Source organism: Xanthobacter sp. NM-25 (genome assembly GCF_022138605.1).
Lineage (GTDB): Bacteria > Pseudomonadota > Alphaproteobacteria > Rhizobiales > Xanthobacteraceae > Xanthobacter.
The window spans coordinates 905,492-919,235 of sequence record NZ_JACBFS010000001.1; the positions used below are offsets into that span (position 1 = coordinate 905,492).

The 13,744-nt window shown below is 71.4% G+C and carries 12 protein-coding genes; 6 read left to right on the plus strand and 6 right to left on the minus strand.

Annotated features, from left to right (window positions below):
• Window positions 1-23: 23 nt before the first annotated feature.
• Genes hypF through MEU52_RS04130 form a run of 4 tightly spaced genes read right to left on the minus strand, consistent with a single transcriptional unit; the run spans window position 24 to window position 6,434 of the window.
• Window positions 24-2,588, minus strand: a complete 2,565-nt coding sequence (gene hypF / locus MEU52_RS04115) for a carbamoyltransferase HypF (protein WP_238119875.1) — start codon at window positions 2,586-2,588, stop codon at window positions 24-26.
• Window positions 2,588-4,036: a nickel-dependent hydrogenase large subunit gene (locus MEU52_RS04120; RefSeq protein WP_238119874.1), complete on the minus strand. Its 1,449-nt coding sequence runs from the start codon at window positions 4,034-4,036 to the stop codon at window positions 2,588-2,590. The genes hypF and MEU52_RS04120 overlap by 1 nt, the downstream gene beginning before the upstream one ends.
• Window positions 4,033-5,052, minus strand: coding sequence for a HupU protein (locus tag MEU52_RS04125; protein ID WP_238119873.1), 1,020 nt, complete (start codon window positions 5,050-5,052; stop codon window positions 4,033-4,035). The genes MEU52_RS04120 and MEU52_RS04125 overlap by 4 nt, the downstream gene beginning before the upstream one ends.
• Window positions 5,049-6,434, minus strand: coding sequence for a sensor histidine kinase (locus MEU52_RS04130; protein WP_238125000.1), 1,386 nt, complete (start codon window positions 6,432-6,434; stop codon window positions 5,049-5,051). Before MEU52_RS04130 ends, MEU52_RS04125 begins: the two co-directional genes overlap by 4 nt.
• 139 nt (window positions 6,435-6,573) lie before the next feature.
• Here MEU52_RS04130 and rsmI point away from each other — a divergent pair, with 139 nt between their 5' ends.
• The 5 genes from rsmI (at window position 6,574) to MEU52_RS04155 (ending at window position 9,818) form a co-directional block, all read left to right on the plus strand.
• The gene (gene rsmI, locus MEU52_RS04135; protein ID WP_238119871.1) at window positions 6,574-7,542 is read left to right on the plus strand and encodes a 16S rRNA (cytidine(1402)-2'-O)-methyltransferase; all 969 of its coding nucleotides are present in this window, start codon (window positions 6,574-6,576) and stop codon (window positions 7,540-7,542) included.
• A complete protein-coding gene (locus tag MEU52_RS04140) occupies window positions 7,520-7,936 on the plus strand; it encodes a YraN family protein (RefSeq protein ID WP_238119870.1) in 417 nt (138 codons plus the stop codon). Before rsmI ends, MEU52_RS04140 begins: the two co-directional genes overlap by 23 nt.
• A gap of 104 nt (window positions 7,937-8,040) precedes the next feature.
• Window positions 8,041-8,985 (plus strand): glutathione synthase, encoded by a 945-nt coding sequence (gene gshB / locus MEU52_RS04145; protein ID WP_238119869.1) that lies wholly within the window; start codon window positions 8,041-8,043, stop codon window positions 8,983-8,985.
• An 11-nt stretch (window positions 8,986-8,996) separates the two neighbouring features.
• Window positions 8,997-9,482: a PepSY domain-containing protein gene (locus MEU52_RS04150; protein ID WP_238119868.1), complete on the plus strand. Its 486-nt coding sequence runs from the start codon at window positions 8,997-8,999 to the stop codon at window positions 9,480-9,482.
• Window positions 9,483-9,506: 24 nt separating this feature from the next.
• Window positions 9,507-9,818 carry a polyhydroxyalkanoic acid system family protein gene (locus MEU52_RS04155; RefSeq protein WP_238119867.1) on the plus strand — a complete coding sequence of 104 codons (312 nt, stop codon included), beginning with the start codon at window positions 9,507-9,509 and terminating at the stop codon, window positions 9,816-9,818.
• A gap of 3 nt (window positions 9,819-9,821) precedes the next feature.
• Here MEU52_RS04155 and MEU52_RS04160 read toward each other — a convergent pair whose 3' ends face one another.
• Both MEU52_RS04160 and MEU52_RS04165 read right to left on the minus strand, forming a co-directional pair.
• A complete protein-coding gene (locus MEU52_RS04160; RefSeq protein ID WP_238119866.1) occupies window positions 9,822-10,604 on the minus strand; it encodes a class I SAM-dependent methyltransferase in 783 nt (260 codons plus the stop codon).
• Window positions 10,605-10,671: 67 nt separating this feature from the next.
• Window positions 10,672-11,937, minus strand: coding sequence for an MFS transporter (locus tag MEU52_RS04165; protein WP_238119865.1), 1,266 nt, complete (start codon window positions 11,935-11,937; stop codon window positions 10,672-10,674).
• A gap of 204 nt (window positions 11,938-12,141) precedes the next feature.
• Between MEU52_RS04165 and MEU52_RS04170 the strand changes: the two genes are divergently transcribed.
• On the plus strand, window positions 12,142-13,674 hold the full coding sequence (locus tag MEU52_RS04170) for a YifB family Mg chelatase-like AAA ATPase (RefSeq protein ID WP_238119864.1): 1,533 nt from the start codon (window positions 12,142-12,144) through the stop codon (window positions 13,672-13,674).
• Window positions 13,675-13,744: the final 70 nt, after the last annotated feature.

Here is a 13,744-nt window from a genome sequence, read left to right on the forward strand (position 1 = left end):
GCACCCATCGTGGCGCCGGGCGCTCAAATGTGGCGGGCCGCCGCCACCACCGCCTGGCCCAGGGCGAGGCCGCCGTCATTGGCCGGCACGTTCGCGGGCACCAGCGGCCGCAGGCCGGCATCGGCCAGCCGGGCGACCACCACCTCCAGAAGCATCCGGTTCTGAAACACCCCGCCGGCCAGGGCCACGGCGCCGATGCCTTCGCTCCGGGCGATGAGGATCGCCGTCTCGGCGAAGGCGGCCGCGAGCCCGGCATGGAAGGCCCCGGCCATGGCGGAGAGCGGCCGGCCGGCCGCCTGGTCGGCCCGGAGCGCGCGCCACAGGGGGGCCGGGTCGAGCGCCCAGAGCCCGTCCCGTTCGGTCACGGCGAGCGGATAGGGCGCGGCGCTGGCTGCCACCGCTTCCAGCGCCATGGCCGCTTCGCCCTCATGGCTCAGCCGGTCGGGCGCCAGACCCAGCAGCGCCGCCACCGCATCGAACAGCCGCCCGGCGGAGCTGGCGTGGGGGGCATTGAGGCCCTTGTCCGCCATGGCCCGCAGGGTCGCCAGCGGCTTGCCCGCGAACAGCGCCGCCAGCTGCGGGTCACCATCCACCGCCGTGCGGCCCAGCGCCTGGTCGAGATGGGCCAGCAGCACCCGCCAGGGCTCCCGGCTCGCCTGATCGCCACCCATCAGCGCAATGGGCGCCAGCCGCGCCGTCCGGCGGGCGGACCGGTAATCACCCATGAAGATCTCCGCGCCCCAGAGGGTGCCGTCCTCCCCCAGGCCTAAGCCATCCAGCAGGATCGCCACCACCGGCCCGTCGGCCCGTCGCCAGCCGGCCTCCGCCATGGCCGCGGCCATATGGGCGTGATGGTGCTGCACCACCTCCAGTGGTACCCCCCGCTGCGCCGCCCAGGCGGTGCCGAAGCGGGTGGCGTGGTAGCCGGGGTGGGCATCCACCGCCACCCGGGCGGGAACATGGGCGAACATGGCGGCATAATCGGCGAGCGCTGCCTCGAAAGCATCGATCGTGCCGGGCTCGTCCAGATCGCCCAGATGGTGGGACAGCAGCGCCTTGGCGCCATGGGTGAGGCAGATGGCGCTTTTCAGCTCGGCGCCCAGCGCCAGCACCGGCGGCGCTCCGGCGAAATCCTCCGGCAGGGTGAGCGGCAGGGGCGCGAGGCCCCGGCCCCGCCGCATCACCCGCGGCGCACCGGCGGCGAGGCGCACCACGCTATCGTCGAGGCGGCGGGCGATGGGCCGGTCATGCATGAGAAACCCATCGACGATGTGGGCGAGCGCCGCGCGCGCCTCCTCATTGGCGATCACCTGCGGCACGCCGGAGCTGTTGCCCGAGGTCATCACCAGGGGCCGCCCCACCGCCTCCATCAGCAGATGGTGCAGCGGCGTATAGGGCAGCATGACGCCCACCTGCCGCTGGCCGGGGGCGATCTCCGGCGCCAGCCCGTGGCCTTCCTTGAGGGGCAGCAGCACGATGGGTGCCGACGGCGCCTCCAGCGCCGCCGCCTCTGCCGGGCCGATCTCGCACAGCCGCTCAGCCTGCGCCCGATCGGCCATCACCGCCAACGGCTTGCTGGGTCGCCGCTTGCGCTGCCGCAAAGTGGCGACGGCGGCGGCATCGGTGGCATCGCAGGCGATGTGAAACCCGCCGATCCCCTTCACCGCCACGATCCGCCCCGCCCGCAACAGCGCGGCGGCCGCACCGATGGCATCCGCCATCCCGACGCGAACGCCTTCTCCCGCCGGCAGCGCCACAGCGCTTTCGGAGTGCTCGCCCTCATCTCCGGCGAGCCCCCTCCCCGGCCCTCCCCCGCAAGCGGGAGAGGGAGAAGCGCCACCCGGGGAGGCCGGAGCGGACACCACCGCCCCACTGCCCCGCCCGGAGCCAGCACCCGCGCCGCCGCAAAAGCCCTCTCCCGCTTGCGGGGGAGGGTTGGGAGGGGGAACACCGCCATCGACGATCGCCCCCGCGCCACCACGATCATCCACCCGCTCCAGCCACACCCGAGGACCGCAGGTGGGGCAGGCGATGGGCTGGGCGTGGAAGCGGCGATCGGCGGGGTCGGCATATTCGGCGGCGCAGGCGGGGCACAAGGGAAAGCCGGCCATGGTGGTGGCGGGCCGGTCGTAGGGCAGCCCGGTGACAATGGAGAAGCGCGGCCCGCAATCGGTGCAATTGGTGAAGGCGTAGCGGAACCGTCGCGCCCGGGGATCGGCGATCTCCGCGCGGCAGGCGGGACAGGTGGCCACATCGGGCACCACCCCGACGGAAACCGCGCCGGCGCCGCTCTCGGCGATGCAAAAGCCGGCCTCGCCCTGCCACAGGGACAGTTCCTGCGCCGTCAGCGACCGCCGGGAAAACGCCTCGATCCGCGCCAATGGCGGCGCCTCGTCCCGCACCCCCTGCACGAAGGCATCGAGGGCCGCCGCTGGCCCCACCGCGACGACCACCACCGCATCGCCGGCATTGCGCACCGTGCCGCGCAGGCCCAGGCGCAGGGCGAGGCGATAGACGAAGGGGCGAAAGCCCACCCCCTGGACGATGCCGCCGAGGCGGATCTCGGCGCCGGCCTCCGCGCCCGCCATCAATGCACCGTGCAGACCATGCAGGGATCGAACGAGCGCACGATATGCTGCACGCTCAGCGGCGTCGTTTCCCCCGGCCGCACCGGGGCGCCCACCAGCGCCGCTTCCAGCGGCCCAGCCACCCCGGCGCCGTCGCGGGGCGAGAAATTCCAGGTGGTCGGGGCGATGATCTGGTAGCGGGCGATGCGCCCCTTTTCCACCTGAACCCAATGGCCGAGCGCCCCGCGGGCGGCTTCCGTCAGGCCAAAGGCGCGGCCGGTGGCGGGCAGGCGCCCCTGGGCGCACCAGGGAGCCGTGGGGGAGAGGTCGCGCACCCACTGGCTCATGGCGGTCAGGGTCAGCGCCAGTTCCAGGAGGCGGCCCACCACCCGGGCCCGCACGCTCGCCCCCTCCCGCGCCACCAGGTCGCGGGCCAGCGGGTGGCCCGCCACCACCTGGCGGGCCAGGGCCCCGGTCTCGAACGGCTGGCCGGCAAGGCGCGGCGCCTTGCACCAGGTGTAGCCGGTCTCGTCATCCGCATCGGGAAAGGTGGAGCCCTCGAACGGAGGATGGGGCGCCTCCCGCCCCTCCATACGGGCGAAGGTGTGATCCTCGGCGATGGCGGCCACATCCACCGCGCCGGCCTGCCCACCGGCAAAGGTGCCCGCCCCGTAAAGGCGCCCCTCCGCCTGCGGATAGGCGCCATAGGACAGGAAGCGGTCATAGGCCCGGCCCAGGCGATCGAGCCCGAGGTCCTCGGCGATCTCCAGGAACAAAGCGAGGTCGCCGCGCCGCCCGCGCACGAACGCCTCGAGCTCGGCAACGCTGGTGAGCGCCGCCACCTCGTCGAGCGCGCCGCCAAACAGATGCTCCTCCAGCGCCGCACGCACGGCGGCCAGCGTCGCCACAAGGCGCATCTGGTCGCGGGCATCGGCGCTGCGGCTCACCCCGCCCGGCTGCAGTGCCAGGGTATGGGGCCAGCGGCCGGCCAGAAGGCCCATCACATGCAGCAGGGTGGCGCGGGTGGCGAGGGCGCGGGTGACGCTCTCCCCCTTGGCCGCCTTGAACCGCCGTTCCGCCATGCCGAACCAGGGCCGGTCCGCATAAGCGGCGCGGGCGAAATCCGGCATGAAGAAAACGTGGAAATGGGTGAGGTGGTCGGCGAGATTCTCAGTGGCCACCAGGAGGTTGGTGGCGATGCGCCCGTTCGGCGTCGGCGCCACCCCTTCGAGCGCCGCCAGGGCCAGCGCCGCCGCGTGGGATTGGGAGACCGAGCAGATGCCACAGATGCGCGGGGCGATCACCAGGGCGTCGCGCGGGTCGCGCCCCTCCAGGATGCGCTCGAAGCCACGGAACAGGGGCGAGGAGACATAGGCCGCCCGCACCGCCCCGTCGGCGATGTCGAGGCGCACCTCAAGGTCCCCCTCCACCCGGTTGAAGGGACCGACGATCAGGCGGGTCTCGCTCATCTTTTCCGAATATCCCGCACCTGGGGCGGCGTCAGCACGTGGTCGGCGGTGGCATTGCGGCGCAGCCGCTCCGGGGTGGCCGCCTTGGCGAGGGACGACAGCGCGATGAACCACGCCTTGGGCATGTCGGTGGGCAGGCCCACGGGAATGCCGCCGATCTTCGGCGTTTCCAGGAAGGCGTGGCCCGGCTCCTCGAACTCCGGCGCGGTGCAGTTGATGCAGGCATAGCCGCCGCGGGTGCACGAGCCCTCGCCATTCCACAGGCGGGTGTTGCAATCCGCATGGGCCTGGGTGCCCAGGCACCCCAGATGCTCCATCATGCAGCCGAGATCGCTCATCTTCTCGGCGCTGGCCTTGTATTCATAATATTCGTTGCGCGGGCAGCCGTGGTGCACCAGGTGGTCGGCGTAAAAGCGCGGCCGGCCATAGAGGTCGAGATCATCCGGCCCCATCAGGCCCGCCGCCAGCAGCATCAGGGTTTCCGTCACCCAATTGGGATGGGTGGGGCAGCCGGCGACATTGACCACCGGCAGGCCACCGGCGGCGCGGAAATCGGCGCCCAGCGCCCCGCCCTTCTGCCGCCCGTCATATTGCAGGCCGCAGGCATCGGCGGGATTGACCCCGGCGGCGGTGACGCCGCCATAGGCCGCGCAGGTGCCCACCGCCACCACATGCCGCGCCCTGGCCGCCAGCCGTCGCACCCAGTCCAGGGTCGCAATGCCGGTGCCGGCGAGAATGTGGAAGCGCCCGGTGCCGTTGGGCCCGCGCAGCAGCGCCCCCTCCATGCACAGGGCATCGAGCACGATCTCGCCCGCCAGCACCGCCTCGAACAGCGCCACCGCCTCCGCCCCGGTCTCCTCCGACAAGGTGGGATGCCACAGCATGTGGATGCCGGCGCTGCCGAGGGTGGTGGCGAGATCCGGCGCCTCGGCGCACAGCAGCGACATGGTGCAGCCGCCGCAGCCGCCCGATTGCAGCCAGAGCACGTTGAAGGCGGGAGAAGCGGCGCGGCTCATGGGCGTCCTCCAGCGGCGGGCAGGGCGAGGGTGGCGACGGCGCCGCCGCCGGCGGCATTTTCCACCGTCAGCCGGCCTTCATGCTCGGCAACGATGCGATAGCAGATGGAGAGGCCGAGCCCGGTGCCCTTGCCCACCGGCTTGGTGGTGAAGAAGGGGTCGAACACCCGGTCCACCACCTCCGTCGGAATGCCCGTGCCGCTGTCGCGCACCTCCAGCACCAGCCTATCGGCGGTGCGCGAGCCGGAAATGTCGAGCCGTGGCGCGCTCTGGCCCTCCATGGCGTCCACCGCGTTCTGCACCAGATTCATCACCACCTGATGGATGTGGCCGGGATGGCCGATGGTCTCGAAATCGTCGGGCAGCGCCACCTGAACCTCAAGGTCCGGCATCTGGGATTTTGCCACCCAGTCCACCGCCGAGCGCACCACAGCGGCGAGGTCGAACGGCTCGCGGGCGCCGCGCTGGTCGGAGGAGAAGCGCCGCAGGTCGGCAACGATGTCGCGCACCCGCTCCGCCCCTTCCAGCATGCCGGCCAGCGCCGAGGGAATGTCCGCCAGCGCCCGGTCCACCCGCAATTCCGCCCGCGCGGCGGTGGCCGCCGCCCCCTCCGCCGGGACCGCATCGAGATAGCGCATGAGGCGATCCACATAGCGCTTCAAGGCGTGGGCGTTGCCATAGACGAAGGAGATGGGGTTGTTGAGCTCATGGGCCACCCCGGCCACCAGCCGGCCGAGGGAGGCCATCTTTTCCGCATGCACCAATGGCTGCTGGGTGCGCTTCAGATGCTCATGGGCGCTGGCGAGGTCCGAATAGGCCTGCTTCAGTTCGCCGATGGGGCGGCCCACCAGCACGATGCCCACCGCCCGCCCGCGCGGATCGAACCGCAGCGCGCCGTTCACCGCCACCGGCAGGGGGCCTTCCGGGGTGGCGAGGCTGAATTCCCGATCGGCGATGCGGGCGCGGCTCGCCATGGTGTCGAGCACGTCGGCGGCGCTGGTGGGGGAGGCGCCATGGATGAGCTCCGCCAGCGGCCGGCCCACCAGGGCCTCGGCCCGCTGGCCGAAGGCGCGCTCGGCGGCCAGGTTTACCTGCTCCACCCGGCCGGAGAGGTCGCAGGCCACCAGCACATCGGTCATGGCGCCGAGCAGGCCGGCGATGAAGCCCTGGGCCTCTTCCAGCGCGGCGTTCTTGGCCTCCAGCTCCACCTGCTGGCTCACCAGCTCCGCATAGGCCTCGTCCATCTTCTGGATCACCGCGATCCAGGCCTGGTCGGTCTCCGCGCTTCCCATTTCAGAGGGCGCGAGATCAGGCGCAGCAAGACCACCCCGCGCGGTGCCGGCGCGCGGGGGCGTCAGATGAATGTCCTCCCCCATGGGCATGGCATGATCCTGCCGCTCAATCCCGGCGCCGTCTTTGGCCCGGCGCAAAGAGAGGCATGCTAATCCCGCCCCTCCCCCAGGCGCAACGGCGCCGCCGGAAGCCGTTCCGTCGGCGCCCGCGCGGCGCTATGGTCCGCCCATGAGCAGCTCCATCAGTCCTCACGCCCACGCGCCGGCCGCCGGCCGCGGCGATCATCCGCGCACCTTCCTCCTCGGCGGCACAACCGTGACCGCCCCGAGCCTCGCCGGCGGGCTGCACGTGGTGGCCACCCCCATCGGCAATCTCGGCGACATCACCATTCGCGCCCTGGAAACCCTGGCGGCGGCGGACGTGATCGCCTGCGAGGACACGCGGGTCTCGCGCCGGCTCACGGAGCGCTACGGCATCTCCACGCCACTGGTCGCCTATCACGACCACAATGGCGCCAGCGCCCGTCCCAAGCTGCTGGCCCGGCTCGCCGCCGGTGATCGGGTGGCGCTGATCTCCGATGCCGGCACGCCGCTGGTGTCCGATCCCGGCTTCAAGCTGGTGGTGGAAGCGGCGCAGGAGGGGCATCGCGTGCATCCCCTGCCCGGTGCCTCCGCGCTGCTGGCGGCGCTGGTGGCGGCCGGCCTGCCCACCGACTGCTTCCTGTTCGACGGCTTCCTGCCGCCCAAGGCCGGGCAGCGCAAGAACCGCATCACCGCCCTCGCCCAGGTGCCCGCCACCCTGGTGTTCTACGAGAGCGGGCCGCGGCTTGCGGAAAGCCTCGCGGATCTGGCCGCGACCCTCGGCCCGCGCCCGGCGGCGGTGTGCCGCGAGCTGACCAAGACCTTCGAAGAGGTGCGGCGCGGCGATCTGGCGGCCCTTGCCGCCCATTATGCCCCGCTGGATCCGCCCAAGGGCGAGATCGTGCTGGTGGTGGGCCCGCCCCTGGAGGAAGCCGCCGGCGACGATGCGGTGGATTCCGCTCTCGCCCGCGCCCTAGACGAAGCCTCCCTCAAGGATGCGGTGGCGGCGGTGGCCAGCATGACCGGCCGGCCGAAGCGCGAGGTCTATGCCCGCGCCCTCGCTCTGGTGGAAGCCCGCAACGCCGGCAGCCGCGATGACCCGGAAGACGACGCCTGAGGGCGCCGGCAGCCAGCCCGCGCGCACCAAGGCGGCCCACGCCAAGGCCACCTATGAGCGCGGGCTGGCTGCCGAGGCACGGGCGGCGCGGCTCCTGGAGGCGCAGGGCTTCACCATCCTCGCCCGCCGGGTGCGCACGCCCGCCGGCGAGATCGACCTCATCGCCCGGCGCGACACGCTGCTGGTGTTCTGCGAGGTGAAGGCGCGGGCGCGGCTGGAGCAGGCGGCCGAATCCCTGCTGCGCCGCCAGCAGCGGCGCATCGCCGCCGCCGCGGAGGCCTATCTCGCCGACCATCCCGAGTGTGCCGGCCTCGACATGCGCTTCGACGCCATCCTGGTCACCCCCTCCGGCGCGCCCACGCATCTGGAAGGCGCGTTCGAGATGGAGGGATGATCGAAACTGCTCCGTCACTTGCCCTTGATCCTGCGTGAACTGGCGGGGGCGGCCGCCACGCTATAGATAAGGCCACAAGCCCGAGCCGGGCGCTGGAGATCCCCATGACCCTTCAGGTCGCGGTCCAGATGGACCACATCGCCACCATCAACATCGCCGGCGATTCCACCTTCGCCCTTCTGCTGGAAGCCCAGCGGCGCGGCCACACCCTCTACCACTACACGCCGGACCGCATGGCGCTGGCGGGCAGCACGCTCTATGCCACGGTGGAGCCGCTGACGGTAAAGGACGAGGCCGGCGCCCATTTCACCTTGGGCGAAAAGCGGCGCGTGCCCCTCGGCGAGATGGATGTGGTGCTGATGCGCCAGGATCCCCCGTTCGACCTTGCTTATGTCACCGCCACCCATTTCCTGGAGCGCATCCACCCCAAGACCCTGGTGGTGAACGATCCGGCCCATGTGCGCAACGCGCCGGAGAAGATCTTCGTCACCCACTTCCCCGAATTGATGCCGCCCACGCTCATCACCCGCGACCTCGATGAGATCAAGGCGTTCCGCGCCGAGCATGGCGACGTGGTGATGAAGCCGCTCTATGGCAATGGCGGCGCCGCCGTGTTCCGCCTCACCGCCGACGACCTCAATTTCGGCTCTCTTTACGACCTGTTCTCGGTCACCTTCCGCGAGCCCTGGGTGGTGCAGCGCTTCCTGCCGGCGGTGAAGCATGGCGACAAGCGCATCATCCTGGTGGATGGCGAGGCCGCCGGCGCCGTGAACCGGGTGCCCAATGAGGGCGACCTGCGCTCCAACATGGTGCGCGGCGGCGCCGCCCGTCCCACCGATCTCACCGACCGCGAGCTGGAGATCTGCGCCCGCATCGGTCCCTCGCTGAAGGCCATGGGCCTCATCTTCGTGGGCATCGACGTGATCGACGGCAACCTCACCGAGATCAACGTGACCTCGCCCACCGGCCTGCGCGCCATCAAGCGCCTGGGCGGCCCTGATATCGCCGCGCAGATCTGGGACAAGATCGAGGACAAGCGCCGCGCCTGAGGAGGCCGCCCATGACACGCCATCGACATGCCTGTTGGCGCGCGCCCACCGTGCGCGCCTTCGCCGTCGCGCTCGCCCTGACAGCTCCGCTGACGCTGCCGGCATGGGCGCAGACGCCAGCGCCCGGCCGCTCCACCGCGGCGATCGCCACCCATATCGCCGAAAATGGCTTTCACGTGCTGAAGCTGGAGCGCGAGGCCACGGTCTATGAAGCCGAGCTGGTGAGCCCACAGGGCAACCTGGTGGAAGCGCGCATCGATCCGGTGAGCGCCGCCTTCCTCTCCACCAAGATGGACGGCCGCGCCGGCCCCCTGCCCGACCAGTGGCTGACGGTGGCGCAGATTGCCCGCCATCTGGAGGGCCAAGGCTATACGGTGCGCAAGATCGAGGCGGAGGCCACCGGCTATGAGGTGGAGCTCACCGACCGCGCCGGCGCCCGCACCGAGGCCGACATCGACCCCATGACCGGCGCCATCCGCCACAGCAAGCCGGACTGACCCACCAGCTCCGCGGAGACTTGAATGGCCCAGCCTTTCACCGCCTCGGTGCCCCACCGCCTCGGCCGCGCCGAGGCGACCCGCCGACTGCAGGCGGGGCTCTCCACCGTGCGCACCCGCTTCGCCCGCCACGTCACGTTGGTGGAGGAGACCTGGACCGGCGACCATCTGGAGTTCCAGATCGTCGTTCTGGGCCAGAAGGCCGCCGGCACCCTCGATGTGGCGGAAGAGGCGGTGCACCTGTCGGTGGAACTGCCGTTCCTCCTGAACCTCATGGCGCAGAAGGCCAAAGCCCTGATCCACAAGGAAGGTCAGCTGCTGCTGGAGAAGAAATAGGGCTCAGGCGGCCTGCGCCACCACCGTCAGCGTGTCGAAGGTGAAGGTGCCGTCGGGCTCGATCTCGAAATGCCGGGCCACATCCGCGCTCGCCCCCTGCTGCAGGGCGCGGATGGCCGACACATAAAGCTCCGGCGTGCGGATGCGCGCCACCCAGGAGGCAAACTCCAGCCGGAGCCGCCGCGGCGTCACCGCCTCCAGCGCGAAGCCGGCCGCCCGCAGGCGCTGCTCCCATTCAGCCCGGGAGAAATCCCGGCCGTGGGAGGGATCGCGCAGCAATTCGACGGTCTGCAGAAAGCTGTCGGCCGCTGGCCAGTCCGGCGCCGTCACATCCATGAACACCGCCCGTCCGCCCTCTTTCAGCACCCGCCGCGCCTCGGCGAGGCCTGCCTCCAGGCTGCGCCAATGGTGGGCACTGTAGCGCGAGGCCACGGCATCGAAGGCGGCATCGGGAAACGGCAGGCTCTCGGCCACACCCTGGGTGGTGGTGATGTTGGCAAGGCCCCGCCGCGCGGCCTCGCCCCGCACCGCCGCCAGCATGGCGTCGGACAGGTCATAGGCCACCACCTCGCCCACGAAAGGCGCGGCGGTGAAGCTCACATGGCCGCCGCCGCAGCCCAGATCCAGCAGGCGGGCCGGCTGCTCGCGCTGCATCAGCGCGGCGAAGGCCTCGAGATCAGCACCCTGGGCGTGCACGGCGCTCGCCACATAAGCCGCGGCCTGCGGCCCGAACTGCTGCGCCACCAGATCCTGCACGTTGACGCTGCGTTTGGCTTCGGCGGTCATGGCGTCCTCCCTGTGGTTCGTGCCCCTGGGTGGCAGATCCACCGGCGCGGAGCAAGATCACGATCGGTCAGGACGCGGCGCGATCGCGGTCGGGATGGTGGAAGAGGAGCACCAGCACCACCGAGGAGGCCCCCAGCGCCGCCATCAGCAGGAAGCCGTCGGCAAACGAGCCGCGCAGATGCAGCACCCAGCCGGTGAGCGCCGGCGCCAGGAAGCCGGCCAGCGCGAAGCCGAAATCCATGATGCCGAGGGCGGTGGCCGCCCGCTGCGGCACGATATCCACATTCACCGCATAATAGGCCGCGTTGGCCCCCATGGAGGCCGCCACCGCCACGGTGATGCAGGCCACCGCCACCGGCAGGCTCACCCCGAACGCCACCGGCAGCACCGCCAGCGCGGCGATGAACTGGGTGCCGGCAATGAGGTAGGAGCGCGCCACACGCAGCCGCCCCGTCGTCTTCAACAGGTGATCGGACCAATGGCCCAGCGCCCACAGCACCACCGCCGCCGCCAGCCACGGCAGCACGGTGAAGGCGCCCACGGTGGTGAGATCCAGCCCATAGGCCTGGTGCAGGTAGCTCGGCAGCCAGGTCATGAAGAAGAACAGGAAATAGCCGAACACGAAGAAGGCCCAATAATTCACCACCAGGGTCGGATTGGTGAGCAGCACTCGCACCATCCCGCCCCCGCCCGCATGCGCGGCGGGGGCCGCCAGCGCGCCGGTGCGGATGCGGGCCAGTTCCTCCGCATTCACATGGCGCGACTGGGCCGGATCATTGCGGAACAGCAGCACCCAGAGGGGCACCCAGGCCACCGAGATGAGGAACAGCACGCCGAAGGTCCAGCGCCAGTCGAGCACCGCCAGCAGCTGGGTGACGATGGGCCCGCCGATGGCCAGCGCCAGCGGCACCGAGACCAGCGCATAAGCCAGCGCGCGCGCCTGCTCCTGGGGCGGCAGCCAGCGGCTCACCGCGCCGGTGAGGGCGGGAAAGTTCGGCCCCTCGGCCACCCCCAGCAGCACCCGCGCCGCATAAAGGGCGGCAAAGCCGGTGGCCGCCCCCGTGAGGCCGATGGAGAGGCTCCACAGCACCGCCGCCACCGCCAGCACGATGCGCGCGCCCCAGCGGTCTACGGCAAAGCCGCTGAGCAGGGTGGTGATGGCATAGCCGAGGCCGAAGGCGCCGAGGATGGTGCCGGCATCGAACTTCGACAGGCCGAGGGATTGCTCCATCAGCGGAATGGCATAGGCGATGGCCGCCCGGTCGATATAGTTCACCACCGTGATGGCGAACAGCAACAGCACCACCACGAACCGGAACCGCGTCGCCGCCATTGTCCGCCCTCCTCGTCCCGCGCGCCTCCAGGTCGCCTCCAGGTCTGGCAGCCCGGCGCGGCGGCTTCAAGCGCCAATTGCCGAATATCGGCGACGGCCACGCCGGTGCGGCGGGGGGGACGCCAACGTTCCCATTTCGTTCTTGCGCGCAACGGGACCCTCGGCTAGGCTTTTTGCAATCCACGGCTGAACAGGGGGCCAGCGGTGATCCAGCGGGTGGCGACGGTGGCGTTCGCGGGGGTGGAGGCGCGCCCGGTGGATGTGCAGGTGCACGTGGCCTCTGGCCTGCCTGCCTTCACCATCGTCGGCCTGCCCGACAAGGCGGTGAGCGAGGCCCGGGAACGGGTGCGCGCGGCCCTGATCGCCTCAGGGCTCGCGCTGCCGGCGCGGCGCATCACTATCAACCTCGCCCCCGCCGACCTGCCCAAGGAAGGCTCCCATTATGACCTGCCCATCGCCTTGGGGCTGATGGCCGCCATCGGCGCCATTCCGGCCGATGCGCTGCTGGGCTTCACGGTGGTGGGGGAGCTTGCCCTCGATGGCACCATCGCCGCGGTGGCGGGGGTGCTGCCCGCCGCCATCGGCGCCAACGCCCGTGGCCATGGCCTCATCTGCCCCGCGCCCTGCGGCGCCGAGGCCGCCTGGGCCAGCCCCGAGATGGAGATCCTGGCCCCCGACTCCCTGATCCAGCTTGCCAACCATATGAGCGGACGCCAGCTGATGACCCGCCCCGAGCCGCGCATGAAAGAAGCGGGCGCCATCGCCCTCGACCTCAGGGACGTGAAGGGCCAGGAGACCGCCAAGCGGGCGCTGGAGGTGGCCGCCGCCGGCGGGCACAATCTCCTGTTCATCGGCCCGCCGGGTGCCGGCAAGTCCATGCTGGCGCAGCGTCTGCCCTCCATTCTGCCAGCCCTGTCGCCGGCGGAGATGCTGGATGTCTCCATGATCGCCTCGGTGGCGGGCGCCATCGACGACGGGGCCCTGGTGAGCCGGCGGCCGTTCCGCGCGCCCCATCACTCCGCCAGCATGGCCGCCATGGTGGGCGGCGGCGCCAAGGCGCGGCCGGGGGAGGTCTCGCTGGCCCACAACGGCGTGCTGTTCCTCGACGAACTGCCGGAATTCTCGCCCCAGGTGCTCGATTCCCTGCGCCAGCCGCTGGAGAGCGGCGAAGTGCTCATCGCCCGCGCCAACCATCGGGTGACCTATCCCGCCCGCTTCCAACTGATCGCCGCCATGAACCCGTGCCGCTGCGGGCGGGCGGGGGAACCCGGCTACACCTGCAAGCGGGGCCCGCGCTGCGCCGATGAATATCAGGCCCGCCTGTCCGGCCCCTTCCTCGACCGCATCGACCTTCATCTGGAGGTGCCGGCGGTGAGCGCCTCCGACCTGGTGCTGCCCACCCCCACCGAAGGCTCGCGGGAGGTGGCGGCGCGGGTGGCCATGGCCCGGGAGATCCAGCGCGAGCGCTACATCGCTTTGGGTCGGCCGGACGTGCGCACCAATGCGGAAGCCTCCGGCCCCCTGCTGGAAGAGGTGGCGACGCCCGATGCCGCCGGCGCGACCCTGCTGCGCGACGCGGCGGACGCCATGCGCCTCACCGCCCGTGGCTATCACCGCGTGCTGAAGGTGGCCCGCACCCTGGCCGATCTCGACGGCGCCGATGGCGTGGGGCGCCGCCATCTGGCGGAGGCCCTCGCCTATCGCGCGGCGGCTGAACGCCCGCGCGCCGCTGCATAGTGCGGGCGCCCTGAAGGTGTCGGGCACCGCCCGCAGACCACCGCTGCCTCCGGGCGCCGAGCGTGCGCCG

Excerpts from the sequence above, each read along its gene's own strand:
- MEU52_RS04165 (WP_238119865.1), bottom strand. The coding sequence starts at position 11,937 with ATGGCGGCGACGCGGTTCCGGTTCGTGGTGGTGCTGTTGCTGTTCGCC.
- rsmI (WP_238119871.1), top strand. The coding sequence starts at position 6,574 with ATGAGCAGCTCCATCAGTCCTCACGCCCACGCGCCGGCCGCCGGCCGC.
- MEU52_RS04125 (WP_238119873.1), bottom strand. The coding sequence starts at position 5,052 with ATGAGCCGCGCCGCTTCTCCCGCCTTCAACGTGCTCTGGCTGCAATCG.
- MEU52_RS04140 (WP_238119870.1), top strand. The coding sequence starts at position 7,520 with ATGACCCGGAAGACGACGCCTGAGGGCGCCGGCAGCCAGCCCGCGCGC.
- MEU52_RS04130 (WP_238125000.1), bottom strand. The coding sequence starts at position 6,434 with ATGCCCATGGGGGAGGACATTCATCTGACGCCCCCGCGCGCCGGCACC.
- MEU52_RS04150 (WP_238119868.1), top strand. The coding sequence starts at position 8,997 with ATGACACGCCATCGACATGCCTGTTGGCGCGCGCCCACCGTGCGCGCC.
- gshB (WP_238119869.1), top strand. The coding sequence starts at position 8,041 with ATGACCCTTCAGGTCGCGGTCCAGATGGACCACATCGCCACCATCAAC.
- MEU52_RS04160 (WP_238119866.1), bottom strand. The coding sequence starts at position 10,604 with ATGACCGCCGAAGCCAAACGCAGCGTCAACGTGCAGGATCTGGTGGCG.
- MEU52_RS04155 (WP_238119867.1), top strand. The coding sequence starts at position 9,507 with ATGGCCCAGCCTTTCACCGCCTCGGTGCCCCACCGCCTCGGCCGCGCC.
- MEU52_RS04120 (WP_238119874.1), bottom strand. The coding sequence starts at position 4,036 with ATGAGCGAGACCCGCCTGATCGTCGGTCCCTTCAACCGGGTGGAGGGG.
- hypF (WP_238119875.1), bottom strand. The coding sequence starts at position 2,588 with ATGGCGGGCGCGGAGGCCGGCGCCGAGATCCGCCTCGGCGGCATCGTC.